We start from the raw sequence: 26,138 nt of genomic DNA, 5'->3' as shown, positions 1-26,138 counted from the left end.
CAGCTTCTCAGAAAATCGCACGCACTTGGGCACGGCCGGTATTCACCAACGGTGCACTCCCGGTTTTGCGACCTTCATAACTCAACGACATCTCAATAAAATTCGAAAGCTTGCGGTCGAAAGAAATATTCAACAAATAGTTCTGTCCTTTTTGCAATCCTTCGAGCATGGCATATTCCACCGCTGTATTGCTGACTCCGGAGTAATCAACATTTGCATATACAGCACCCACATTAATTACACTTTTGGCCACTACATTGTACTTTAAATCCAGTGTCACTTTATTGTTGATGGCCTGTTCACCTTCTCCGTCGCTGATTGAGTTTTTACTGTTGCCATAACTGTAACTGACAGTTAACCTGAATACGTTGGATGGCTGAAAAGATAGTTGAGGTGTAAGAAAGTATCCATTCAAGAGGTAATCATTTTCCGGAAAATATTCAGCTACATATCCCTTTTGATTCTGATTCACTTTTAAGATGGAAGAAAATTTGCGCGTGATATTCCACCTCCAGCGAATACCATAATCACGTAAACTACGCGATTCTATTCCATTCGTTAATAAGGTACTCGACCGGTTATTCTGATAAGAGAAATCGAGGCCGTATTTCGGATTGCTCCGGTTAAAGTATAGAAAGCCTGAAACAAGAGAGCTATTTGAAATGAGCAAGGTATCCGCAACATTCAATAGAAACGGATTGAACTGCGAAGAAAAATTACCCGGAAGTGTTTTTTTATTGATTTGCAAAGTTGCCTGCGCGGAAAAGCGACTGATCAGTTCTTTGAATCCACGCGGAGTTCGCCAAAGGTTGCGCGGATTGATGGAAAGTGATTCATTGAACAATGAGGAATACGCTTTTACAAACTGGTTGGTAGGCAATAACAGCCTGATGTAATTAGCATCGCTCTGAAAAGCGGCAACCTCAAATTCATTGATCTGTTGTATCCCATCGGAGTTGTAATCATTCCATGTATAAACTCCGGTACCATCAGGAACAGGCGTATAAGCATATTCTTTTTTTTGTTCCTGCACTGATCCCAATTCATAAAGTGTGTTGGAAGTGATAAATCCTTTTTTCACCTGGAGGTCATAACCCAACCTTCCAAGCAATGATTCATCCGCGCGCTGTGGAGTAATGAGTGTATCAGGCACATTAAGTTTACGGTAGATGACGTTTGCACGTAAAATGCTGTTGGGATTCTTTAAAAATTCAACACCTGCATTCATGGTATTGCCAATGGTTGCTTTTACAAATTGATTTGATTCAGGAGTGTAATCGATTCGCGAAGCATAATCAATGTTATAGCGGATCTTAGCGGTATCACTGCTTCGTAAATAGATTTTTCCTTCATTCCAGTAAAAACCGGACGCTGATAAAGTATCTGTTCCTTTCAAAATTTGCCGATTATTTTCCTGCTCCCCATGCAAACCCAATACTGCCCCTTTTAAAAATCGAAAAGATTGAGATATATCAACTGCAGGTCTAAGAAATTTTGTTTCTAAAACATCAGTCGAAGAAACGAGATAAGATGAAATCAAGGAAGCATGAAATCCGTGATACTCGTAGTTGCCATGGAGTGAATTATTAATACCGGTATAATTCCCGGTACGGTTATAAAGTGAAAAAACGTACGACACATTTCCCTTTGTAATTTGCTGCAATCCCAAACTAACTGTAGCAAGGTTTTCATTTGCCGCTACTTCATCAAGAGGAAGATTCCAGTCTCTTTCGAATTCTACAGAACGGTAACGCTCTACAGGTTTGAATGTTCGGGAAGCAAATTCATACTGTCCGTTAAATAAAAAGAAACTGGGTTTCACTTTACTATTGTTAAGTGAAATTTTCTGATTCCATCCCAGCTTTGCTGCGCCACCGCTATTGTCGCCGTTATCTATATCAGAAAAAGTATTTACATCCTGGTTACTGAATGCTCCTTCCCATAATAAGTTTGCATGTTCATTAAAAGCATATTCACCGCCAACGGTTAATAATTGAATGCGTTGTGGTGCAATTAACGGAATCACGGGTTCATATAAACCTTGTGGAATTCCATTGAGCGGTGCGACCCAGTTGTAAACTCTTCCATTTACAAGGTTCGTGGAAATAACATAGTTGCCGTTGCCGGGTCCGAGGTAAGAAAAGCTGAGGGCGTAATGTGCTACATCAGGATTCGTGGAATAGACATACACTACATATCCGAGCGAATCAATCTTTCTGTACAGGATCCGATCAGCAGTAAAGGGGACACTGTCAATGCTTTGGTAATATGCCTTTTGAATACTGTCACCGGATTCAGAAAGGATCACTTTCTGGGAATCAGTCAGTTCCTGCTGCACCGGTTGATTTTTGGCATCCTGCTCTGAATAAAAATTTACCCTGATGGTTGACTTATCCTGCTGAAACTGTTGATTTGCAAAAAAAACAGAGCGCAGATAGGCCTGCTCAGAATATTGAAACTCCACCGTGATTCTTTTATCCTTTGTAATAAGTCGTGTGGGAGAAAAAATAATTTCACCTGCATTGTAATCAATCACGTAATCAAGGTCAGCGCCACGCACCATCAATTGATCATCAATAAAAACGCGTTCGCTTCCGGCAAGTATCACGATAAAGGTTTCGCCATTGTTTCCTGTAAGCCGATAAGGTCCCTGGTTGCCTTCCTGACCCGGGAATTTATTGCGCGCATATTTTCCTTTTGCCAATGCGATACCTACATTGGTTTTTAAATGCAAGTCAGGTCCTGCATCATACACCGTACTGAAACTTGCGCCCTGCAGTTTTTTATAGTAGTTCATGAAATAACCATCCGGCTTCGACAATTCATAGTCACCCACCACGAGCGATGACTTATTTTTCTTAAGCTGAATAAATACTTTATCGAATTCCTGTAACTGTTGCGTGTTGCCATCCGGTTGAATTGGAATGTTATTATCAGAGAGCGCGGCGAGCACCTCCACATCACCTGCCACTTTACCCTGCAACTGCAGGTTGAAGCCGGAATTAACCACTAAATCCTGGTTGTTACCGAATGTGATGCCGCGTGTGAAGCTGCCGTTATAATTTACTGCTCCAAGATCAAGTGATGTGCCCGGACTCAGTTCCTGCAGCGAATAGATGATCGGCAACCTGCTGAGACTGTCTTGTTTGTTCAGCCTTGAGAAATCTTTGTGAAAAAGTTCTTTCGAAAATGCATAAGGAAAAACCCGGTAGGTAATGTTTATACTATCGGGAACTGCACTGCCTTTCCAGGTAAGTGTAGATTTAAAGTCATCCACCACGTATTGCTCCTCAGGAATTACATTTCCCGACAACGCATCATTAAGAATAACAGTGCCCGGAAGAACACTGAGCGAATCGATTTGAAGGGTATTGCCGGTGAATGAAACTGTTTTGTGACGGAGATTTGAAAGTTGCTGCGCAGATAACGGCCCGACAAAAAAAAGCACAGTGAATACTGCACTGTAAACAATATGAAAGGTTGTTTTTTTCAATCGTTGCCTTTGTAAGAAGAATGTTTTTCCCGTTGATTGATCTATCAATGCAACCGGTTAACGGACAAATGATTTCAGGAATTGCTGAAACTTATTACTGAAAGTTTTCACTTGTTGCACATTCCGGAATCCTTCGTAATGCTGCCTGCAAACTGCCGTGTTACACTCCAGTCATAAAGTTTAAAAATAGCCATTATTGCATTCAATAAGGAATTGCAAGGTGCAACCGTGATCAGGCATTTTGACGGTTTCCTACCATAAGGCGATAACCGTTTCCATGAATATTGACGATCTCCACATCAGGATCGTCTTTTAAATATTTCCGAAGTTTTACGATGAATACATCCATGCTCCGGCCTGTAAAAAAATTGTCTTCTCCCCAGATGAGCCGGAGTGCTTCCTGCCGCAACACCACATCATTCATGCTGGCGGCAAGCAGGCGCAATAAATCAGCTTCCTTGGGCGACATTTTCCATTCCTGATTTGATAACCTGAGCGCCCTTAATCTATAATTAAAAGAATATTTGCCAATCACAAAATCATTCGGCAGCTCAATTGTTTTGGCCGGTTCATGCCTCCGCTTCAGAATCGCCCTGATCTTATATAAGAGTACTTCAGAGTCAAATGGTTTTGTGATGTAGTCGTCTGCTCCAATCCTGTAACCTTCCACTACGTCAGCCTTTAGCGTTTTCGCCGTTAAAAAAATGAAAGGGAGCAAGGGAGTTCTTTTCCTGATTTCACGCGCAACGGAGAACCCATCCATTTCAGGCATCATTACATCAAGCACACAAAGATCGAAGTCCTTTTTCTGCTCCAACTGCAACGCGGTTGTTCCATTGACCGCAAGCGTAACGTCGTAGTTGTTTAACTCAAGGTAATCGCGTAACACGGTTCCAAAGTTCGGATCATCTTCAGCTAATAGTATTTTCGGATTCTTTTCCATAGTCAGGTTTACGATGCACGATCGTTTTTATTGTGATGGAAAGGAAGCTGATTTAAGCACCATCATTCGCCGGCTGTGCAGTGTTCGTTGCCTGCACGTGGCCAAATGGTAAATAAATTTCAAAACGGCTTCCCTTTCCCAATTCGCTGGTTACCTCAATTGTGCCACCATGCTTTTTTACAATAGATTTCACGTAAGCAAGCCCCAGCCCAAAACCTTTTACATCGTGAATATTACCGCTTTGTTCCCGGTAGAATTTATCAAATATTTTCCGCTGTGTTTGCTGACTGACACCAATTCCTTTATCCTCCACGCTGATTACAATTCCGCTTTTTTCGTTGGCCGTACTGATGGTTATCTCGGGCGCATTTAATGAATACTTATTGGCATTGTCCAACAGGTTATGAATAACATTTGTAAGGTGTACTTCATCACCCACTACCTCAGCATTTTCGGCACAGAGTTCCAACGTCAAAATTCCGTTTCGCTTTTCCACCTGCATGCTCACCGGGTCAGATACATGATAAATGATATCATGAATATTCAGCAATTGTTCATTCAGGTTGAAATTCTCTTTATCAACCATTGCCATTTGCAGAATATTCTCCACATGTGCGTTCATTCGCTTATTCTCATTGCCGATGATGGAGGAGTAATACCTGATCCTGTCCTGATCTGAAAGCACTTTCGGATTATTGATCGCATCCAACGCCACTGAAATAGTGGCAATGGGTGTTTTTAATTCATGCGTCATGTTATTGATAAAATCAGTTTTTATGTCGGCCAGTTTTTTCTGCCGGAGAATGATATATACAGCAGATGAAAAAGTGGCAACAATCAGCAGCAGAAAGATGGCTGATAATATCAGCATCCACCATAATGATTTTACAATATATGGTTGAGTGTCGTTAAAATGCAATAACAATTGATAAGGACTCATAAAAATATCATTGGGAAAAAGGTCAGCCCTGAAAGACGCCGGTACCATGGCCATCGTGAAGGAAGGCGATTTTACACTGCAAATGGAATCCTTAACACCACGCACCACAGCGAATTGAAAAGGCAATTCAATGCCTTTTTTACTCAACTCCTGCCTGATCATGGTATAAAGTTCAAGTGGTGGAATGCGCCGGTCAATCGGAACTTTTACGTTGCTCAGTTCCATTACCATCTGGTAAATAATCTCATTCATCTGCCCGGCTTTAGTGTTCATGCGACTCTCACCGGAAGGCTGCATCGCAGAATCTTTATTGAATTCAATAATTACCTCAGGGTTGGAGAAAACCGGGCTGTACTTTGAATTATTCGAACTAAATGAGTGCTGACTGGTAATTTTTGTTTTGCGAACGACTGTGTCGGTGCCGGATGAAGCAACGGAAATTTCCTCCCGCTGACTAAAGAAAACTTTGTTTTGATCTGCTACACTATATCGCTGATGGATAAAACTTGCTGCTTCACGCCGTTCCACTTTACTTACTACATTGTTCAGCGCTTCATTAACTGTTTTATAAAAGTCCTCCTGTTTGGTATCCCAGGCATTTCTTATCCATAACCCCTGCAGCACAATGATGCCGATGAGCGACAAGGTAAGCAACACTATATTGAAGGTGATGAGTGAAATTTTCACCTCGCAAATTTATGGCATTGCTGGTTTGAAACAACGATTTTAACGATACTTTAACCACTGACTGTATTTACTGATCTCCATTGCAGAATGGCCATCAGTATAATTGCGCTTTATCGTTTGATGAAAAAAAATGTGGCAAACTGATTTCGATTATCAAATGCCAAATCATTCAGGCCAACATCCAATTCATTGCCAATCGCTTGATGCGATACTATAAAATTCAGAAAAATCGGTCGTTAGTGGTCTGTAAATTTGTAACCGACACCTCTTATGGAATGAAAATAAACGGGATTGCGGGAATCTTTCTCAAAGTATTTCCGAAAAGTGAGGATAAAATTATCAATCGTTCGTGTAGAAGGAAACACATCATAACCCCATACCGTTTGCAAAATCTGCTTGCGGGATACTACTTCATTCTTTCGTTCAATCAGCAGTTTAAGCAAAGCTGCTTCCCGCTTCGTAAGTTGAATAGGGTTTTTGCTTTTGCCTTTTGCTATGAAAGTGGAGAAATTGATTTCATTCTCATCAAAGCTAAAAATATGTGTACTCATTTCATCCGCTGTTCCTTTCATGCTGTGGCGAATCAATACTTTCACCCGTAATAAGAATTCCTCCAGGTTAAACGGTTTGGTGAGATAGTCATCAGCACCCATCTTAAGACCCATCACTTTGTCTTCACTGGTATCCTTTGCTGTAAGAAACAGAATCGGTGTTTCAGTGTTAGTAATACGAATGGTCTGACACACCTGGTAACCATCCAGTTCAGGTAACATAATATCCAATACCACAAGGTTAAACCGTTCTTCACGGAATCGTTTCAGTGCTTGCGGACCGGTAATGGCTACCACGACTTCATAGCCCTCCAGCTCCAAATTAATTTTTATGGCTTCGAGCAGGTTTTCTTCATCTTCCACAACCAGTATTCTCGGCTGAGACAAGTTCTGATACGCTGTGGCCTGGTTGAGTACTGCGGTGCTAGTCGACATATGCAGGTTAGTTTAAAATGTTAGAATGCTTTAAGGTGTTTATATTTTCTAAACGAATTTTGGTAATTCAACCTGAAAAACTGAACCTCTCGGTTGGTTATCCTTAACTGTAACTTTCCCTTTGTGTAATTCCAGAATGCGCCCCACAATATAAAGTCCTAATCCGGTTCCCTTTGTTTTGCGGGTCTCTTCCTGGCCAATACGGTAAAATTTCTCAAACACTTTTTTCTTTTCCGCATCCGGGATTCCAAAGCCATGGTCTGAAATTGTAAAAAAAGCATGCTTGTCTTCTTCTGACACCGCGACTTCAATCATGGTTGCATCAGCAGAGTATTTTATCGCATTTTCAACCAGGTTAGTAACCACACTGGTCAGTGCCATCCTGTCTCCAATCACAAATACTTCCGGTTTTATATCTGTGTTAAAGACACGCTGAAATTCTGATGCTGCTACCGTCTTATCAATCACCGTTTGCACTATCTCGCTCAGGTTGCATGCATCCTTGCCGATCTGGAATGCATGGTCTTCAATTTTTGCCGCGAGTAAAATATTTTCTACCAGCAACTGCAAGCGATCCATATCATGTAATGAATTATTCAGCAGCAATTCCACTTTGTTACGTGGCAGCGAATCACGCTTCAACATCGTTTGCAGCGCAACTCTTGAAGATGCAATAGGTGAACGCAGTTCATGAGTTATAGATAACAGGAAATTTTTTTGCTGGCGGTTCAGTTTGTACTCGCGTTGCAGGCTTTGATTTGTCTTAAGCGTTACCACCATTAAGATGACCAGGAAAACCGTTCCTTCCCCGATAATCATGTAGACTTTTCTATGATATTCACGGTCTATTTTTGTGAATGTTGCCGAATTTTCATCATTGTAGGGTACTTTATGCTGATAGATATAATTCAATTGTGTCAATTCTTTTTTCTCATTGTATGCTTCTGCGTTGATGCGCACCAATAAAAATATCCACCAGGTGAAGGAAATAAAAATATACGTTACCAGCAGGTAAAAAATAAGCAACGGTCGTCTTCTGATTTTCATAGTTTAATAAAATGATCGTTAAGTTAAAATGAATTGCCCGATGATACAAGTATTTTACATTACCATGAAATCAAAATGATGCTTTTATGACAAAGATACAGCGATAGGTGTGCACCATAAAATGGAAATCAAAACACACATCTTAATACTTTTATTATCCCAGGCAGGTCTTCCGGAAATCAATTCCCAAATTTCAGCTTTCATGAATCAATGAAGAAAGCTGATTCATTCATCACCAGGTCTTTTCAAACTTTATTACTTTCAACCTGTAACGCAATATGAAAAAAGCACGAAAGCAGACTCCTCCAATTAAGAAACAACAAACCGTTGTTCCTTCTTCCAACCGGTTGATACTTTTTTTTATTGCAGCAGCCATCGCGATGATCACCTTTATTGTATTCGCGCCCGCGCTGAACGGCTCCTTTACAAATTGGGATGATGATTCTTATGTAACGTCGAATCCGTTCCTGACCAGCGCCACTATTGACTGGCGATCCATTTTCACGGAACCGGTCGCACTGAACTATCATCCATTAACAATGATTACGCTTGCCCTGAACCGGCAGGCAGCGGGTTTTCATCCTCATGCTTATCTTGCCACCAACATTCTTTTTCATGTAATGAACAGTGTTCTGGTATTCCTGTTTTTCTATTTCTTATCAGGAAAAAAAATAATCACGGGTACCATTTCAGGGATCTTATTCGGCATTCATCCGATGCATGTAGAGTCAGTTGCCTGGATCTCTGAACGGAAAGATGTGCTCTATGTATTTTTCCTGCTTCTTTCATTGCATGCTTATCTGCAATACAGGTTAAAAGAAAAAAGCATTTGGCTTTTCGTCAGCTTTTTATTTTTCCTGCTGTCCTGTCTGTCAAAAGCAATGGCAGTAGTGCTTCCAATTATTTTAATCCTGATAGATTATTTCCAGCAACGTAAACTGTCACGGCTGGCATGGTTGGAAAAAATTCCATTTCTGCTGGTTTCTCTTTTCTTCGGCATAATCGCCTTGCGTATTCAGGCAGCGTCTGCAAATGAAACAGTAGCCTCCTTCACTTTTATTCAACAATTTTTTTTCGGTTGCTATGGTTGTATGATTTACCTGCTAAAATTTTTATTCCCCTGGTCACTTTCCGCATTCTATCCGTATCCGGTTACAGACAGTTCACAGTCGCTGCCATTCCTGTTTTATGCTTCACCAATGGTGCTGATTGTGACGGCCTGGTTGGTTTACCGTTATTTAAGGAAGCAATCATTTATCGTGTTCGGTTTCCTCTTTTTCCTGGTAAGCATTGCGCTCGTTTTGCAATTTATTACTGTAGGAAATGCATTGATGGCTGACCGCTACAGTTATCTTTCCTATGCCGGGCTCTGTTTTGTTACCGGCTTTGGATTTGAAAAAATTTACCATGAAAAACAAAAGATCCGGCCTTCACTTCTTGTTGCGGCTGCAATTATATTTTTTTTGTTGGGCTACCTCTCGCACGAGCGCACTAAGGTGTGGCATACGAGCGAAACATTGTGGAGTGACGTGATCAGCAAATATCCGGAGGCAGCAACAGCATATAAGAACCGCGGCAACTATTATGGCGCAAGGGGCAACACTGCCGCAGCATTGAATGATTATAAGGTGCTACTTAAAATGAATACCAACGATCCGGAAGTATTCAACAACCTTGGAAATATTTATGCAGATCAAAACAAAATGCCTGAATCCATGGCTGCTTATTCCAAAGCAATTGCGTTGAAACCCGATTATGTGAATGCTTACATTAACAGAGGTATCAGTTACAACACCTTGAAACAGCCGCAAAAAGCGGTGGATGATTTTTCAAAAGCAATCGCCTTGAATGGAAAAAAAGCTACGTTGTGGGCACAACGCGGATATACTTATTATGAAATGGGTAATTATGAATCCGCTATTTCCGATTTTGATATTGCTGTGAAGCTTCAACCCGACCTCCCGGCCGCCTACTATTGCCGGGGACTCTCTTATTACAGGCTTTCAAAAAAAGAAGCGGCAGCGAGGGACCTGATGAAAGCTAAATCATTGGGTTATGAAGGTGACTATTCCTTGCTAAAATAATAAGCGATGTAATAATCTTTTAAGGTTCTATTACTTCAAATATAATTCCGGTGCTTACGAACTGCTTTGTGTCTCTTCTCTTTTCAATCCAAACTTGTCCATCTTGCTGTAAAGGTGGCTTCGCTGCAAATCAATTTCATCGGCAGTTTTGGAAACATTCCATGAATTGAGGCGCAAACGATATTCTATGTATTGCTTCTCCATAAAATCACGAAAATCTATGAACTTGTCAAACCTGTTGAACATCGACTCCATCGGGTCGTTGGCAATATTGGCCACTGCATAAGCCAGCACTTCCTGTTCAGTTATTTTATTTTCACTTAGAATTACTAATCGTTCCATCACATTGTGCAACTCACGGATATTACCTGTCCAGTTGACATTTTGAAGTTCCTGAATGGCTTTAGGTGTTACAATTTTACGCGGAATGCCATAATCTTCGCAGATTTCAGTTACAAATTTTTCAGCAAGAATCGGTATGTCCTCTTTGCGATCATTGAGGGAGGGAACATGAATAATAATCACACTCAACCTATGATAAAGATCCATCCGGAAATTTCCTTTGTCAATCTCTCTGCTCAGGTCTTTGTTGGTAGCAGCCACCACTCTTACATCTACTAATATTTCCTTATCACCACCCACGCGCGTGATTTTGCTTTCCTGCAAGGCACGCAACACTTTTGCCTGCGCACTCAGGCTCATATCCCCAATTTCATCCAGGAAGAGTGTGCCGCCTGTAGCAGATTCAAATTTCCCAATGCGTTGTTTGATGGCTGAAGTGAAGGCACCTTTTTCATGACCAAATAATTCACTCTCTATCAGTTCAGTTGGTATGGCCGCGCAGTTCACTTCTATCAAAGGACCTGATGCACGGTTACTTTTTTCATGTATCCAGCGTGCTACAAGTTCCTTTCCTGTGCCATTGTCACCTGTAATAAGTACCCGTGCATCCGTTGGTGCTACCTTTTCAATTTTTTCTTTGATCTTTTCCACTGCCGGCGATTGTCCGAGTATTTCCCGGGTTTTAGAGACGCGGCGTTTGAGCACTTTGGTCTCTGTAACCAGCGAAACTTTTTCCAACGCGTTACGCAAAGAAATCAGCAACCGGTTGAGATCCATTGGCTTTGCAACAAAATCATAGGCGCCTTTCTTCACTGCTTCTACTGCAGTATCGATGGTGCCGTGTCCTGAAACCATAATGACAGGTGTATCCGCATTGGTCTGCATGATTTTATCCAGCACCTCGAGTCCGTCCATCTTAGGCATCTTGATATCAAGAAGGATCGCGTCAAAAGTTTTTTCTTTGAGCATATTCAACCCTTCCGGTCCATCATTGGCTTCTTCAACCTTATAACCTTCATATTCGAGAATTTCACGCAGCGTGCGGCGGATACTTTTCTCATCGTCAATGATCAATATCGTTGGCATGAAATAGTGTTCTTTTTTGAAAGAAGGTAAAGGTAAAGATTCCGGCTAACACCACCTTACATCTGAATAATAAAGCTCGTGGTAAATTAACTGGAACCTGAATAGGTGAGTTGTTAAAACCTGATGAAAGTCTGATTAACTTTTTAATTCAATGTTCCACTACAATAGCATGATGTTGCACATTTTGATTTTCAACAAATTCTAAAAAATAAATCCCGTTGCTCCAGGATGAAAGATCAAGCACTGAAACAGGATGGGACAAAATTCTTTTCGCTATGATCTTTCCGGATAGATTGGTAACGGTTAGGTGCAAAGGGCCATCTACAGTTTCATTTGTTTTAATCTGCAACATATCATTTGCAGGGTTGGGAAATACCGAAGCCAATGAAATGCCTGAAGTGGCTACCGGCCTTATTCCGGTCTGCAGTGTTGTATCCTGATAAGTAATTTGAGTAACTACCGGTAAGCCCAAAACATCCTGCGCATTGATCTGGAAAACCGGTGTTCCACTTCCCGCTGCCAGCCATTTATATTCATAAGATTTCAAGGTAACATTGGTACCGAAATTTAAGGTGTCAAGATAAACACTGTCAACATCCAATATGGTAGAACTAACTCTTAAAGCGTTAAAGGTTCCCGCCGGCGTTTTAACCGTTCCCCAACCATCAACGGTATTTACTCTTTTCCGCTGCTGTGAAACATATCCGAATCCTGTAAGGCCAAATGCAAAACCCGACTCAGAAGAATCCACATCGCCATATTGAAGGGGGAAATTATAGATCACATCCTTTTCTCCATAAACAATCGGGACAGGAATACCATCAAATGTGCCGGCAAATCCATATTGCTCGTATAAAGTGGAATTGCTTTTATAAATAAGATACACATCATCCAACGAGAGTTGATCTATCGAAATGCTGTAAGCAGTTTTATCTACAAGGTTTGCTCCGGTGTATAAGAGCTGATAAAGAAATGAGAGCTCGGTCTGATCATAAAAAGTATCTGTGGTGGAAGTTAAAGGCGTAAGTTGTTGAAAATCCCAGATGTGATCCGGACCCGTTTCAACAGGATCAATTGCAAGATCAAGTACCAATCCCGTGGTAATATAAGTGCCTCCGGGATGCGGCATATCGGCTTGTGTAATCGTAATTTGTGCACTGGCAGAAATGCATGTCATCAAAAGTAAAACAGGAATCAGTGCGTCTTTCATAATTATTGAATTTGAAATGGTAAGCAGCAACCAACGAGTGAGGATTATTATTTCTTAGCAGGAACTTCCTTTACCATCACGCCTTCGTTCCATGTCTGTGTTTTTTGCAGGGCGCCAGACTCATCATACAACTTCCATGTACCGGTCTTCTTTCCGGATTTATTGGTGCCTTCGGCCTTCACCTTTCCTGATTCATAGAAATCTTTCCATGCTCCATTTTCTATATTGTCATCGTAGTTGCCTTGCGACATAATTTTGCCGCTTTCATAATATTGTGATGAAATACCACTGATCACGCCATTCACATAGTTGTATTCCACAAAGGGTTTTCCATCGGGATAAAACCAACGGTTAAGACTGTCGCGCTTACCATTCCTCCACATTCCTTCCTCAGAAAGTAATCCTTCCACAGAGTAAGCCCGCCGCCAGCCATTGAGCACACCCGCAGCATAATTTTCTTCGCTCTTAATATATCCACCGATATAAAAGTCGTGCACTAACCCTTCTAACTTACTGTTTTTAATACTTTGCTCTTTCAACAAACTGCCGTTTTCATCAAAAATCAAAACCAGGCCATCATAAAAATCAAGGTTATATTCTTCCACCCTGCTGAGTTGCCCGCTCTCAAAGTAAGTTCGCCAAATCCCTTGTTTTTTACCATTCAACAATTTACCGGCACGATACATTCTGCCTGAAGGCAAGTACCTGATTTTCATGTCCACAATGTTATAAGCATTGGGATCATGTACAGCAATGGTATCGTAGGTTGCTACCATTTCATCGCTTTCCTCCTCCTGTGCAAATAGAAAAGTGGGAAAGAACAAAGCCAGACAGCATATCAACTTTTTCATTTCTAAACGTAGTTTAAGTTTTTAAAAATTGAACAATGCCTGCAAAAATAAAGAAGTTGAAGTAGTTTGTTGTGGTATAAATATACCAAGCACATTTTCCGAAGCGAGCCGAAAACTCCAATGCCTGTCAGCAACAACGTTTGCCATAAGACCAAGATTGAATTTTGAGGTTCCTCCATATGCTATCGAGCAACCACCAGTAAGCCAGGAGGTAAATGCATATTGCGGTTGTATAAAAAAAACGGGCAGCAGGTCGGTAAAAGGACGGTAGGTCATACCAGCATACGTCATCCATCTGTTGCTGAACGCATGAAAATAAATGAAGGAAAGCCGCATCGGAAACTGAGAAACATAAGAACTTGTTTTTACAGTGGTCGAAGTTTGATTCAGTAAGCTGTCTTTATTAAATTGAAATAAAGTTGTATCAGAGGTTTGTAAAAAATCCCCGACCTCAATACCTTCAAAGTGAAGTGAGGTGTCTGCTGTATAAAGGGTCGCTTGTTTGTTCCAGGAAATAAAACCCACATCGCCTGCATAAAAAACCAGCCGTGATTTTCCACCAGGCAATGTACACGAGAGCAACAGATCGAGCGAAGCTCCTCTTCCATCTGTTTGCAAACTTCCGTGGTTAGATGTATCAGCTTGCCTGTACTCGAAGTTGTAAGTTGCATCAAGGTATTCTCCATTCTGCTCTGTGAATAAAGTTGCATTGCGCAGGTTAATTTCAAAACCATTTTTAGCGGAGAGAAAAGACAATCCGACTCCAGCCTCCCATTCTGCGGCATGCGAGAAAAATTTCTTTTGAACACCAACACGAACCTGACGGTAATCATATTTAATATCACGTGAACCACTGAAATCGGCGGTTAATCCCGCATATGACGCATTTCCAAAAAAAACAACATTGAAAAGGTCACTGGTAAATTCAGACTGTTGTACTGAACCGACCTTTAAGCTTAGCGATAGCAATGCAGGCGTTTGCCATAAAAATTTTGGAGACACAACACGATAGCTGATGGATGCACCTGTATTGTACTCAAATGAATTGATAGAAGTAAGATTATCCGACACGGAATGCTTTTGCTCATCATCAATAAACTTATTGCGCAAGGCAGCAACACTGAAAGCCAGATTCACCGAGTTAGAGCTCAGCACTCCATTTCCTGATAAGGAAATTTCATGATTCATCGAATCATTGAATGATGTAAACGGATTGATAGCAGTAGTAGTCAATGACAAATCATTCCAACCTTTCAATGAATTGGCAATGTTCATTTCATCAGCTACGTCATGGCTTATTACATCCTGAGAATAGGTAGCAAAGGCATACAATAATAAGGTCCATAAAAATAAAAAGTGACGATAGCTCATGCGTTTAATATCCGGTGTAAAAAATAAAGTTGCCAGTCAATTTTATATCAAGCAGGTAATCGTCGTAAATTTTAAGGTACGAGCTGCATGCTCCGGAAGTAGTTGTGGTAAAAGAAGAACGAATGACTACTTTCTTCGCACCTCTGAGCCGGTTCATTTTTGATTCATCGGCAGGAACCGTCAGCACTGATTTTGTTTTTTCTGAAACAATACACTGATTGTTAAGCAGGCCGGCTGCAATGGTTGCTGTTGATGTGAATAGAGAATCCAACAAGTTGAAATCCTCATCATAAAAATACAACTGTGGAGTAGCGGAAAATGGAAAACCATTGTAAGCAATTATCGAAAACGTGCCTTCTTTGATTGCAGGATCTCCTTCTTCCTGGCTGCCTAATGAAAAATCAAAAGTATCCTGCAACACTAAATCATTTGCAACAAAAGATAACGGGATCGTCAGATTCAGCGCAACTTCCAATCCACTGGTGTCATAAGCAAAATCGTGATAAGCTGAACTGTTTCCAAATGGGTTCACGAACAAATCCATGGTATACTTCAACTTATCAGGAAGATTTTCCACCAGCGATTTGATAGTTGAGTTGGAGTTGTTCAAAGAAAAAAAAGTGAGTGATGGGATGAATGGAGACAACAAAGCCGGAGCAATACTGAGTGGTTTATTTAACTGATCCCATTGAAGAGAAACGTCATTTCCGGTGGAAGAATTAATTGCAGTCAGCTCATACAAGTTAATTCTGCCGGAAACACCAATTCCATTTTTAACCGACAGATCAATCGCAGCACTTTCCAAACCAATCGTTCCGCTTTTTATATTCTTAAATCCATCAAAAATACTTTCCGAAGGTCCGATGGTAATGATTTGTTGTCCGAGATAACCACTGATAAATTCCGGTACAATATCCTGCAGTGTATAGAGAATGATGACAGAGTCATTTTTTGAAATCGTCACGAGATCACCTGTTGAATCAATACTGGCCACAAGGTGACTATAGTACGTATTGTGTTCATCTCCATTAATACCGGTGAGGTCAAATGTATATCCGGAAAGATCAAATGATTTAACCACGGAGCTTGTAGAACCAGGTGGCGCGGCCGGTAAATATTCATTGAGTGAAATTGAATTACCGAAAACATCCGTTGCAGAAGGCAAAGCAAATTCAAAATGTGATTGCTGGGGAATGGTGCTTTGCAAGGTAATGTTCAGCAAACCTGATTTCACACGCAACTGATTCAATTGAGCACCTCCACTTAAATTGTATTTCGTTTCCTTGTTTTCATCAATCAGGTTTTGTGTTGGAAAAATGGCCGTCGCGCCACTCACCACAAGATCATGCGCGACCATTTTGATGATCAGCGCATCAGAAGTGTCAATCAATGCAACGCCGCCCGGACTGTCAAGATCGATGATAGCTGCGACCAATGTTCCTTCCACATGCTTCCCACTCAAATCAATCATCTTGGTTTGTGTTTGTCCGGGTAACAAATTCAAAAAGGTATCCTGAGTGAGCACCTGTTGATCAAACTTGTTTTTTACCTGGAAAACAATGTTGGAGATTTCTATAGTCAAACCATTTTCCAGCGTCATGTCAATAAACCCTGCCTCCAGGTCAGCCGATTCAAAAAACTGTGTGGCATCAATATCATTATCGCCGGTCACGATATCCTGAATAGGCGGAATTGGAAAAACTCCGCCGTTGGCAGCAATAATAAACTGACCAAGCAATCCGAGTTGCTGACACATCTGTCCCAGCGACAATGGATAAATGATGCTCTGATTTGCAAGACTCAGATTTGACAAAGAGAATCCGGCTTTAATAGTTGTATCAGGAATTTCCAGTGCCTGATCGGCAAATGAAAACTTATAAAGAGCATTGCTGAAAACAAGAGAAACAGAATGATCGCTGTTTTGCAGCAACAATGAATCAGCGAGTAAATCATCTAACGACAAAGAAGTATTCAGCAATGGCGCAAGGATATTCGCATTCCATGAAGGACTTGATTCACTTCCCTTTTTGCAGGAATTCAATACAATTACCACCAGAGGCAACAACCATAAAAATCTTAAGAAAATCCTGTGAAACATTCTCAGCAGATGGGAAAACCGTTCGAAGTGGGTGAAGTTACTTTTTTGATCACAATTACTCAAAATCATGTGGCAACAATCATTTCAAAGTGCATACAATATAAATAAGGAAGGATTCTTCATAAACAATATAAATGATCTAAACCATCTAAACGCTTCAACCCATCGCCACATGGCAATAATTTTTAGCTTTACTTCCTCATATTTGAGCACTATAAAAACCTATGAGTAAAAACTCTTTGAAAGATAAAGTGGTGGTTATCACCGGTGCATCATCCGGCATCGGAAAGGCATGTGCATTTGCATTTGCTGCAGCCGGTGCGCAGGTGATGCTTGCTGCACGCAATGCGGAAAAGTTGTCGGAGATAGAATGGCAAATCAGGGAACAAGGTCAAAAAGCTTCGACCTGCAGAACAGATGTTAGCATTGAAGATGATTGCAGAAAACTGATAGAAACAACCATCCGTGAATTTGGAACCATTCACATCCTCATCAACAACGCAGGAATCTCCATGCGCGCTGTTTTCGCAGACGTGGATCTAAAAGTGATCCGTCAATTGATGGACATTAACTTTTGGGGAACTGTCTATTGCACCAGGTATGCCATTGGCGAGATCATAAAAAATAAAGGCAGCATTGGAGGTGTGTCATCTATTGCCGGTTATAAAGGATTGCCCGGTCGTACCGGATATTCGGCTTCTAAATTTGCCATGCAGGGATTTTTGGATGCGCTGCGTGTTGAGAATCTTAAAACCGGTGTTCATGTAATGGTGGTTTGTCCCGGTTATACAGCTTCAAACATCAGGAACACAGCGCTCAATAAACAAGGTAGACAGCAAGGTGACTCACCGTTAGATGAAAATAGTCTGATGAGTGCCGAAGAAGTTGCAGATCACATTGTAAACGGAATTATTCACCGGAAGCGTGTTGTCATACTTACCCTTCAGGGAAAATTTACGGTACTGCTGAATAAGTTTTTTCCGGCGTTTATGGATAAGATGGTGTATAATGTTGTATCAAAAGAAAAGGACTCACCTTTCAATTGATACAACAACAGTCCCCTATTTAAAAAGGGTGGAAATTTTTTTGTTCATCAGAGATTAAAAATAGTTTCCAGGAAATTAGTTGCATTGAATTCCCCCGTCCTCTTAGAATACACGGCGGCAGTGTAAAAACACATAAGTTTATTTTTACTTCAGTCATTATCATGATTCACTTCGCCGACCTGCTTTCCTTCCTCATCAAATGATTTCCAAACACCGGTCTTCAATGCATTTGTATAGGTTCCGGTCTCCTTCACTTTTCCGGATTTATAATAAGCTATAAAGGCACCATTCTCTGCATTGTTTTCAAACATTACTTCTTCCTTTAATTCGCCGGAATCATAATAGTATTCCCACTTTCCGGTCATCACATTTTTGTGATACTGACCGCTTTCCTTCGTATTTCCATTTTCAAAAAAAGTTTGATAGGAGCCTTCAAATTCACCCTTGTCGTAATGCTCGATAATCATTACCGGACCACTTTCATAAAAGACCTTCCGCTCGCCATTTCCGATTCCGTTAGCAAACAATGCTTTTTCACTAATCTTTCCCGAAGCATAATATTTAAACAGTGTATCCTGAACCTGGTTGTGGATATAGTTGCGTCTTTCCACCAGATTTCCTTCCTTTCCATAAAGCAAATATTCACCTTCACGAATAGATGGACTGTCTGCCCTCACAAAATAAACTTCCCGTATGCTTTTATTTTCAAGGTCATAATAAGTCGTTATTTTTTGATTCTCCCTTGTGCAGGATATTATTACAGTTGCAATAAGCAGCAAACAAATCAATCTAAGCATATCATGTAGTTTCCTGCAAATATAAAAGATGCGATTAGAAACGAAATGGGTTAAGTGGATGGGGTGTACGACATTTCCCCATTTGGTTTTTTTCGCAAAGGTAATCCACCGGGTGTATGACAACCTATAAAAAGAAATGCTCCATCTATCTTAACCAATACCAAAATACAAAGAAAGTTTGCCAGGTTTTTTTTCTATAGGATTGAATTCGTCACCAAAATCTTTAAAAAGAGTCGCTCGCAAAGTCGCAAAGGAGATAGCGTATTTAACTGTTCGTCCATTGCGTTCAATACTTTTTTCATCTGATAGTCACTTCATTCAAATAAGCAAAGCAGCATCCTCCATTTTCTTTGCGAGCATTGCGAGCTACTTTTGATTGAACAACCCGCCAACATAAATTGATCTCCTTAGCATTTGTCTGTTATCTGCTGAATAGTATCTTCGTAACAGCATGAAAAAAATTCTCCTTAAAAACGCCCGGATAGTAAATGAAGGAAAAATTTTCGCGGGCGATCTATTGGTAAAGAACGGGCGCATTGAAAAAATTGATGCCCAGATATCAGGCACAGGTGCTGAAACCGAAATTGACGCCGCAGGTAATTATCTTTTTCCCGGCATCATCGACGACCAGGTTCATTTTCGTGAACCAGGTTTAACACACAAAGCAACGATCTACTCTGAATCGAAAGCAGGAATCGCAGGTGGCGTTACTTCCTTCATGGAAATGCCGAACACAATTCCGCCTGCGGACACGCATGAATTACTGGAACAGAAATACCGGACTGCACAGGTTACATCTCTCGCCAACTATTCGTTCTATCTCGGTACTTCCAACACCAATCTTGAAGAAATCAAAAAAACTGATCCATCAAAAATCTGTGGCGTAAAAATTTTTATGGGCTCTTCTACCGGGAAATTGGTGGTGGACAATGCAAAGGCACTCGAAAACATTTTCATCCATGCTCCTGTATTAATTGCAACGCACTGCGAAACTGATCCGCTCATCAAACTGAATGAAAATAATCTGCGTGCAAAATACGGTGATGCTATTCCCATTTCATTGCATCCGGTTATCCGGAATGAGGAACAATGCTTTGCTTCCTCCAGGCAAGCCGTTGTGCTGGCACAAAAACACAATGCCCGTCTGCACATTCTTCATATTTCCACAGCAGAAGAATTAGCATTGTTTGATAATAAAGTATCGCTCAGGGATAAAAAAATCACAGCAGAAGTTTGCGTGCACCACCTCCTTTACGATAGCAAAGATTATGAAAGACTTGGCCCTCAAATTAAATGCAATCCTGCAATCAAAGATGAGCGTCATAAAGTTCAACTGCTGAAAGCGCTGCTTGATGACCGGCTTGATGTGATTGCAACTGATCATGCTCCGCATTTGTGGGAAGAGAAATATTCCCTGACGCCGGAAGGGAAAATCAATTACTTCAAATCACCATCCGGCCTCCCGTTAATTCAGCATTCATTCAGCATCATGCTCGAATTTTTCCGGGAAGGAAAAATTTCATTGGAGAAAATTGCGGAGAAAATGAGTCATGCTCCGGCAATACTTTTTGGTGTAAAAAACCGTGGGTTTATCCGCGAAGGATATGCCGCAGACTTTTTTCTATCAGACATGAAAAAAAACTTCACGGTAGCAAAAGAAAATATTTTGTACAAATGCGGATGGTCACCTTTGGAAGGCACAAATTTTCAGGGACGCATCACGCATACTTTTGTAAACGGACGATTGGTGTATGCCGATGGCGTGTTTGATGAAAGCGTAAATGGAATGAGATTGGAATTTGAACGGTAATGTCCTTTTTGCATCAACTGTCAATGATCAATATCTGAGGCCATCATTTCGTTGTAGCCGCTACTTTTGACAGACCTGTCTTTCATAACTCAAAATAATAAATGGACGAAAACATAAAGAAAAAGAAGAGAACACGAATAACAATCCTTGTGTGCGCATCCTTAATACTCTTCTTTTTTGTGCTCAAGATGACAACCAAAAAAACTTCCGTTGAAAACGAGCTGATGATTCAAGCCGCTAATGAAATAAATAAGAAATGTCCGATTATGGTGGACAGCATAACACGTTTTGATAATTCGGCTGCTCTGGCCAACAATGTTTTTCAATTCAACTACACCATAACTAATGCTGACAAGTTAAATTATGACACATCGGCCTTGCAAAATGCTGTAAGATCTTCAACACTCAGTGCATTAAAGACTGACTCCAGGTATAAACTTTATCGCGACAACAATACGAACTTATCATTTGTGTATCACGATAAAAACGGTTCTTATTTATGCAGTATTTTGATGAACTCAAGCGACAAGAAATAAGTGCTATGGGTTATATTGACATTGCTATCCCATTAGTTGCGGGACTTATATTCATTGCATTTCCTGATAAGTTAATTAAGACAAAAGACGCCACTTTTGAAAAGAGAAAATCTTTACTGACTAAATGTGGCTTCCTTCTTATAATTGTTGCCGTACTTTTCTTTGTTATCAAAATCTTTGAACAATAAAGCTGCAGTCACGAAGGATTTGTCAGGCATTTCCGGATTTCACAGCTCTCCCGATTTTTTTAATACTTTCAATAAAAATTAATTCAATATGCGATTACAACAACTTACGCTACTATCCTGCTTTATTTTCATTGCATCATTAGCATTTGGACAAAAAACGGATGCAATAATAGATCAGCGGGCAACAGAAATACTACCCAAAGTAATTGAATGGCGTCGCTATCTGCACGAGCATCCTGAACTCTCCAATCGCGAATACGAAACTTCAAAATATATAGCGGCCTATCTGACATCATTGGGACTTGAAGTACAAACAGGCATTGCAAAAACCGGCGTGGTGGCATTACTGAAAGGTGGAAAGCCTGGTCCTGTTGTTGCTTTACGCGCTGATATGGATGCACTGCCTGTAGAAGAACGTAACAGTCTGGCCTTTGCTTCTAAGGTAAAGGGCGAATACATGGGTAATGCCGTTCCTGTCATGCATGCATGTGGTCACGATTCTCACATTGCAATATTACTCGGAACTGCGCAAGTGCTTTCATCAATGAAAAAGGATGTTCCAGGCAGCGTTAAGTTTATTTTTCAACCCGCTGAAGAAGGTGCTCCGGGTAATGAAGAAGGAGGCGCAATGCTGATGGTGAAAGAAGGCGTAATGGAAAATCCTAAAGTGGATGCCATTTTTGGATTGCATATCAATTCACAAACAGAAATCGGTGATATCAAATATAAAAGTGGCGCGGAGATGGCCGCTGCAGACATACTCATCATCAAAGTAAAAGGTAAAGGTTCTCACGGTTCACAACCCTGGGGTGGCATTGATCCGATAATGGTTTCCGCACAAATTATTGAAGGGCTGCAGACGATTGTGAGCAGGCAGGAAGATCTCACTATGGCACCTGTTGTTATTACTATTGGAAAAATTAATGGTGGCGTTCGAAATAATATAATTTCAGAAGAAGTAATAATGGAAGGAACCATCAGAACACTCGACAGTGCCATGCAAATAGATGTGCATGAAAAGATCAGGCGAACAGCCACAAAAATTGCAGAAGCCGCCGGAGCAACTGCAGAAGTTACCATTATCAAAAAAACATTGATCGTAAACAACAATGCAACATTAACGGGAATGATGTTGCCAAGTTTAGAGAAAGCAGCAGGCAAAGAAAACGTTCACATCATGAACTGGATGACAGGTGCGGAAGATTTTAGTTATTACGGAACAAAGGCGCCTGCTTTTTTCTTTTTCCTTGGCGGAATGCCCGTTGGTCAGGATCCTGCAACCGCTGCACCACATCATACACCTGATTTTTATATTGATGACAGCAAACTGGATGTAGGCGTAAAAGCATTTTGCCATTTGGTATTCGACTATGCAAGTCTGAAAAAATAGTTAATGCATCAATGGAAAACAAAGGAACTGCAATAAAGAGAATAGCTATTCTGGGAATAGGAGGCGTAGGTGGCTATTATGGTGGAAAATTGGCGGCGTCTTACACTTCCGGTTCCGCGATCGAAGTAATTTTTATTGCACGTGGTGAAAATGAAAAAGTCATCCGAACAAAGGGGTTAGAACTGATCACTCCCGCAGATCACCAAATCATTCATCCAAAAATTATAACTCATGATGCCAGTGAAATTGGTGTAGTTGATCTTTTGATATGCACCACAAAAGCATATGCGCTTGAAGAAAGCATCAAAACAATTTTGCCTTGCATTGATCAGCACACCATCATTCTTCCACTCCTGAACGGAGTGAATAGTAAAGAGCGCATTCAACAATTTATTCCAAACACAAATTGCTGGCAGGGTTGCACTTACATTGTTACGAGACTGGTAGAACCGGGTGTTGTTAAAGAAACAGGCATTTGGAATCAACTGTACTTTGGAGATGAACAGGCAAGTGAAGAAACTATTTTCCAATTGCAATCCATTTTTACCAATGCAGGAATCAATGCCAAAGGAACGAAGGAAATTACACCGGTGATATGGTCCAAATTTATTTTCCTCTCTCCTATCGCGACCATGACCACGGCTTTTAATTTGCCAATTGGCGCAGTGTTGGAAAACAAAGAACATAGCCGCATGTTGTGGTTATTGATTAAGGAAATTGCAGACATTGGAATGTTTAAAGGAATTCGATTGCCGGAAACAATAGCCGCAGATACGCTTGAAAAAATAAAAAAACTACCCTTCGACACTTATAGTTCAATGCACTTTGATTATTCGCAGGGAAAGAAAACTGAAGTGGAATCACTGACTGGTTATGTCGTTAGTCTTGGTCAACAACTTGGCATTGAAACTCCCTGCCATGATCAAACACTTGCATTGCTGAAGGCCAGGGTGATTTTTTAAAAATATCGAACATTGATTAACGATTTTTGAATTTCGAAGTGCGGCTCCTATAAAATGCGGGGCCTCAGTAACGGGATTGCCTGCCGGACCAGGAAGAAATAACTCCTTGATTTCCGGCAACCATCCGTGTGGAAAAATTAATTTTTCAAAGACTTGCAAATTATAAACAGTGTTCAGTATATTTGCACCGTTACTTATAAAATCATCATTCAGCAATGGGCATCACCGAACGCAAAGAGCGGGAAAAACAGGAACGCAAAGCACTCATCCTCGAAGCCGCCACCAAAATGTTTATTGAGGATGGATTCGATAAAACCTCCCTTCGCAATATTGGTGAAAAGATAGAATACAGTCCTGCCACTATTTACCTCTACTTTAAAGACAAGAACGAATTGTTTTACGCTATCCAGGAAAAAGGATTTGAACTTTTGCTGAAGCAATTCAGGAAACTGGATAAAATAAAAGATCCTTTTGCCAAGCTGATTGGCGTGGGTAAAGAGTATTTAAAATTCGCGGAGAAAAATCCGGAATACTACGACCTCATGTTCATCATGCGTGCTCCAATGCTGCATATTGAAAATGAAGAAAGCTGGGACTGCGGCATGCAAAGTTTTCACTTCCTCGAAGAGGTAGTTACTGAGTGTATCAAACAAAAAAAAATAAAGTCAAAAAATGCGGCCATGGCTTCTATTGCCATCTGGTCCTTTGCACATGGTTTGGCCGCGCTTCACATCCGCGACCGGTTCAAAAGCATGCAAAAGATCAAAATTAATAACCTGATGGAAGAGGAACTGGCGGAGATGATGAGCATGATGAAATCCTGATTTTTTTTGCGAATAAATATGAACACTGTTCACCAAATGCACACTATAATTAACTTTCGATCGTCCATCTGCAAAAAATGCCATTCATGAATCGTTCCTTACATTGGTTTTTGATACTCCTGTTATTCCCTACCTTCCTCAGCGCACAAAGTGCTATTCTCGAGAATTATGTAAATGAAGGACTTAAGAACAACCTCGCCCTGCAACAGAAGGAATTTTCATTGCAGAAATCGATGTATGCTCTGAAAGAAGCGAGGGGATTGTTTCTTCCTTCCCTCAATTTTTTGGCAGATTATACCTACGCCGGCGGAGGAAGGTCGCTCGATATTCCTGTAGGTGACCTGCTGAATCCTGTTTATACCACCCTGAACCAACTGACCAATTCCAACTCCTTTCCGCAAGTGGAAAATGCAACAGAGGAGTTTTTGCCCAATGATTATCATACCACAAGGCTCGAAGCTGCCATGCCGCTGATTAACGCAGAAGTATTCTACAATCAGCAAATAAAAAAAGAAGATATCAATTTCCAGCAAGCGGCCGTGAATGTATACAAGCGTGAGTTGGTGAAGGAAATCAAAAACGCTTACTACAAATACCTGCAAAGCATACAGGCAGCAAAAATTTACGCGAACACCTCCAAACTTTTAGGCGATAATAAAGCAGTAACAGAAGCATTGGTAAAAAACAATGTAGCACTTCCCGGCAACGTGTTGAAAATTAATGCCGACCTGGAAAAATTCAATGCCCTGTATAGCGAAGCACTTAACAACAGAGAACTCGCTGCCGCTTATTTTAACTTCCTTCAAAACAAACCATTCAACATGGCTATTGAAGAAGACAGTCTTATGCTGAATGAAATTACGATCGCGCAAATTAATTATGCGGCATCTGTCGAAAACAGGGAGGAAATCCTGCAATTGAAAAGCGGAATTGAACAAAATAATATTTTATTAAAACTACACCGTTCTCATGCCATTCCACAACTAAGTACCTTCTTTGATGTCGGCTACCAGGGCTACTATTATACGTTTGACAAATCACAACAATATTACTTTGGTGGCTTGCAATTGAAATGGAACCTGTTCAGCGGATTCACGAATACAAACAAAGTACGTCAAACAGAAACTGATGTCAGGAGTCTGAATCTGCAGCTTGATGAAACAGAAAAGCAACTCAAACTGGAGCTGACAAGAGCACGGTTGGAGCTGCAATCAGCCATTGCAAAACAACAGGCCTCGCAGAAAGCACTTGAATATGCCAGGGACTATTACAGAATCACCCAACTCCGCTATGGACAAAATCTCGCATTGCTTATTGAACTTACTGATGCGCTCAATCAACTTACAGGTGCACAATTGTCACTCTCCCTATCCAATGCGGATGTGCTCATCAAACAAGCAGATGTCGAAAGAGCAGCAGCTATTTACAAACTCTAACAAACTACATT

19 protein-coding genes are annotated in these 26,138 nt (G+C 40.8%); 8 read left to right on the top strand and 11 right to left on the bottom strand.

Annotated elements, in window-relative coordinates; genetic code table 11:
* Window positions 1-7: 7 nt before the first annotated feature.
* From IPO83_14870 to IPO83_14850, 5 genes are all read right to left on the bottom strand, one after another.
* Window positions 8-3,493 (bottom strand): hypothetical protein, encoded by a 3,486-nt coding sequence (locus IPO83_14870; GenBank protein ID MBK9732534.1) that lies wholly within the window; start codon window positions 3,491-3,493, stop codon window positions 8-10.
* 232 nt (window positions 3,494-3,725) lie between these two features.
* On the bottom strand, window positions 3,726-4,436 hold the full coding sequence (locus tag IPO83_14865; protein ID MBK9732533.1) for a response regulator transcription factor: 711 nt from the start codon (window positions 4,434-4,436) through the stop codon (window positions 3,726-3,728).
* Between the two features lie 52 nt (window positions 4,437-4,488).
* Window positions 4,489-6,063 (bottom strand): HAMP domain-containing histidine kinase, encoded by a 1,575-nt coding sequence (locus IPO83_14860; protein MBK9732532.1) that lies wholly within the window; start codon window positions 6,061-6,063, stop codon window positions 4,489-4,491.
* Between the two features lie 236 nt (window positions 6,064-6,299).
* On the bottom strand, window positions 6,300-7,049 hold the full coding sequence (locus IPO83_14855; protein MBK9732531.1) for a response regulator transcription factor: 750 nt from the start codon (window positions 7,047-7,049) through the stop codon (window positions 6,300-6,302).
* Window positions 7,050-7,097: 48 nt separating this feature from the next.
* Window positions 7,098-8,096: a HAMP domain-containing histidine kinase gene (locus IPO83_14850; GenBank protein ID MBK9732530.1), complete on the bottom strand. Its 999-nt coding sequence runs from the start codon at window positions 8,094-8,096 to the stop codon at window positions 7,098-7,100.
* Between the two features lie 278 nt (window positions 8,097-8,374).
* Here IPO83_14850 and IPO83_14845 point away from each other — a divergent pair, with 278 nt between their 5' ends.
* A complete protein-coding gene (locus IPO83_14845) occupies window positions 8,375-10,180 on the top strand; it encodes a tetratricopeptide repeat protein (protein MBK9732529.1) in 1,806 nt (601 codons plus the stop codon).
* 54 nt (window positions 10,181-10,234) lie between these two features.
* Here the strand turns inward: IPO83_14845 and IPO83_14840 are convergent, their stop codons facing one another.
* The 5 genes from IPO83_14840 to IPO83_14820 all read right to left on the bottom strand — a co-directional run bounded on the left by IPO83_14840 (window position 10,235) and on the right by IPO83_14820 (window position 17,138).
* On the bottom strand, window positions 10,235-11,608 hold the full coding sequence (locus IPO83_14840; GenBank protein MBK9732528.1) for a sigma-54-dependent Fis family transcriptional regulator: 1,374 nt from the start codon (window positions 11,606-11,608) through the stop codon (window positions 10,235-10,237).
* Between the two features lie 148 nt (window positions 11,609-11,756).
* On the bottom strand, window positions 11,757-12,818 hold the full coding sequence (locus IPO83_14835; protein ID MBK9732527.1) for a T9SS type A sorting domain-containing protein: 1,062 nt from the start codon (window positions 12,816-12,818) through the stop codon (window positions 11,757-11,759).
* Window positions 12,819-12,865: 47 nt separating this feature from the next.
* The gene (locus IPO83_14830) at window positions 12,866-13,669 is read right to left on the bottom strand and encodes a toxin-antitoxin system YwqK family antitoxin (protein ID MBK9732526.1); all 804 of its coding nucleotides are present in this window, start codon (window positions 13,667-13,669) and stop codon (window positions 12,866-12,868) included.
* Window positions 13,670-13,690: 21 nt separating this feature from the next.
* Complete coding sequence (locus IPO83_14825; protein ID MBK9732525.1) at window positions 13,691-15,040, bottom strand: hypothetical protein; 1,350 nt, start codon at window positions 15,038-15,040, stop codon at window positions 13,691-13,693.
* Between the two features lie 4 nt (window positions 15,041-15,044).
* The gene (locus IPO83_14820; GenBank protein MBK9732524.1) at window positions 15,045-17,138 is read right to left on the bottom strand and encodes a hypothetical protein; all 2,094 of its coding nucleotides are present in this window, start codon (window positions 17,136-17,138) and stop codon (window positions 15,045-15,047) included.
* Between the two features lie 224 nt (window positions 17,139-17,362).
* Here IPO83_14820 and IPO83_14815 point away from each other — a divergent pair, with 224 nt between their 5' ends.
* On the top strand, window positions 17,363-18,184 hold the full coding sequence (locus tag IPO83_14815) for an SDR family oxidoreductase (GenBank protein ID MBK9732523.1): 822 nt from the start codon (window positions 17,363-17,365) through the stop codon (window positions 18,182-18,184).
* Window positions 18,185-18,333: 149 nt separating this feature from the next.
* Here IPO83_14815 and IPO83_14810 read toward each other — a convergent pair whose 3' ends face one another.
* Entirely contained in the window at window positions 18,334-18,981 is a 648-nt protein-coding gene (locus tag IPO83_14810) for a toxin-antitoxin system YwqK family antitoxin (GenBank protein ID MBK9732522.1), read from the bottom strand.
* A gap of 451 nt (window positions 18,982-19,432) precedes the next feature.
* Between IPO83_14810 and IPO83_14805 the strand changes: the two genes are divergently transcribed.
* From IPO83_14805 to IPO83_14780, 6 genes are all read left to right on the top strand, one after another.
* Window positions 19,433-20,791 (top strand): dihydroorotase, encoded by a 1,359-nt coding sequence (locus IPO83_14805; protein ID MBK9732521.1) that lies wholly within the window; start codon window positions 19,433-19,435, stop codon window positions 20,789-20,791.
* A gap of 101 nt (window positions 20,792-20,892) precedes the next feature.
* Window positions 20,893-21,327, top strand: a complete 435-nt coding sequence (locus tag IPO83_14800) for a hypothetical protein (protein ID MBK9732520.1) — start codon at window positions 20,893-20,895, stop codon at window positions 21,325-21,327.
* Between the two features lie 276 nt (window positions 21,328-21,603).
* A complete protein-coding gene (locus tag IPO83_14795) occupies window positions 21,604-22,905 on the top strand; it encodes an amidohydrolase (protein ID MBK9732519.1) in 1,302 nt (433 codons plus the stop codon).
* A gap of 11 nt (window positions 22,906-22,916) precedes the next feature.
* Window positions 22,917-23,867, top strand: a complete 951-nt coding sequence (locus IPO83_14790; protein ID MBK9732518.1) for a 2-dehydropantoate 2-reductase — start codon at window positions 22,917-22,919, stop codon at window positions 23,865-23,867.
* A 215-nt stretch (window positions 23,868-24,082) separates the two neighbouring features.
* Window positions 24,083-24,691 carry a TetR/AcrR family transcriptional regulator gene (locus IPO83_14785; protein ID MBK9732517.1) on the top strand — a complete coding sequence of 203 codons (609 nt, stop codon included), beginning with the start codon at window positions 24,083-24,085 and terminating at the stop codon, window positions 24,689-24,691.
* Window positions 24,692-24,777: 86 nt separating this feature from the next.
* The gene (locus tag IPO83_14780; protein ID MBK9732516.1) at window positions 24,778-26,127 is read left to right on the top strand and encodes a TolC family protein; all 1,350 of its coding nucleotides are present in this window, start codon (window positions 24,778-24,780) and stop codon (window positions 26,125-26,127) included.
* The last annotated feature ends 11 nt before the right edge of the window (window positions 26,128-26,138 follow it).

It is taken from the genome of Chitinophagaceae bacterium, assembly GCA_016717285.1.
Classification (GTDB): Bacteria; Bacteroidota; Bacteroidia; order Chitinophagales; family UBA10324; genus JACCZZ01.
Note: the sequence above shows the minus strand (reverse complement) of the source record. Positions and strands in the feature narration are given on the sequence as shown.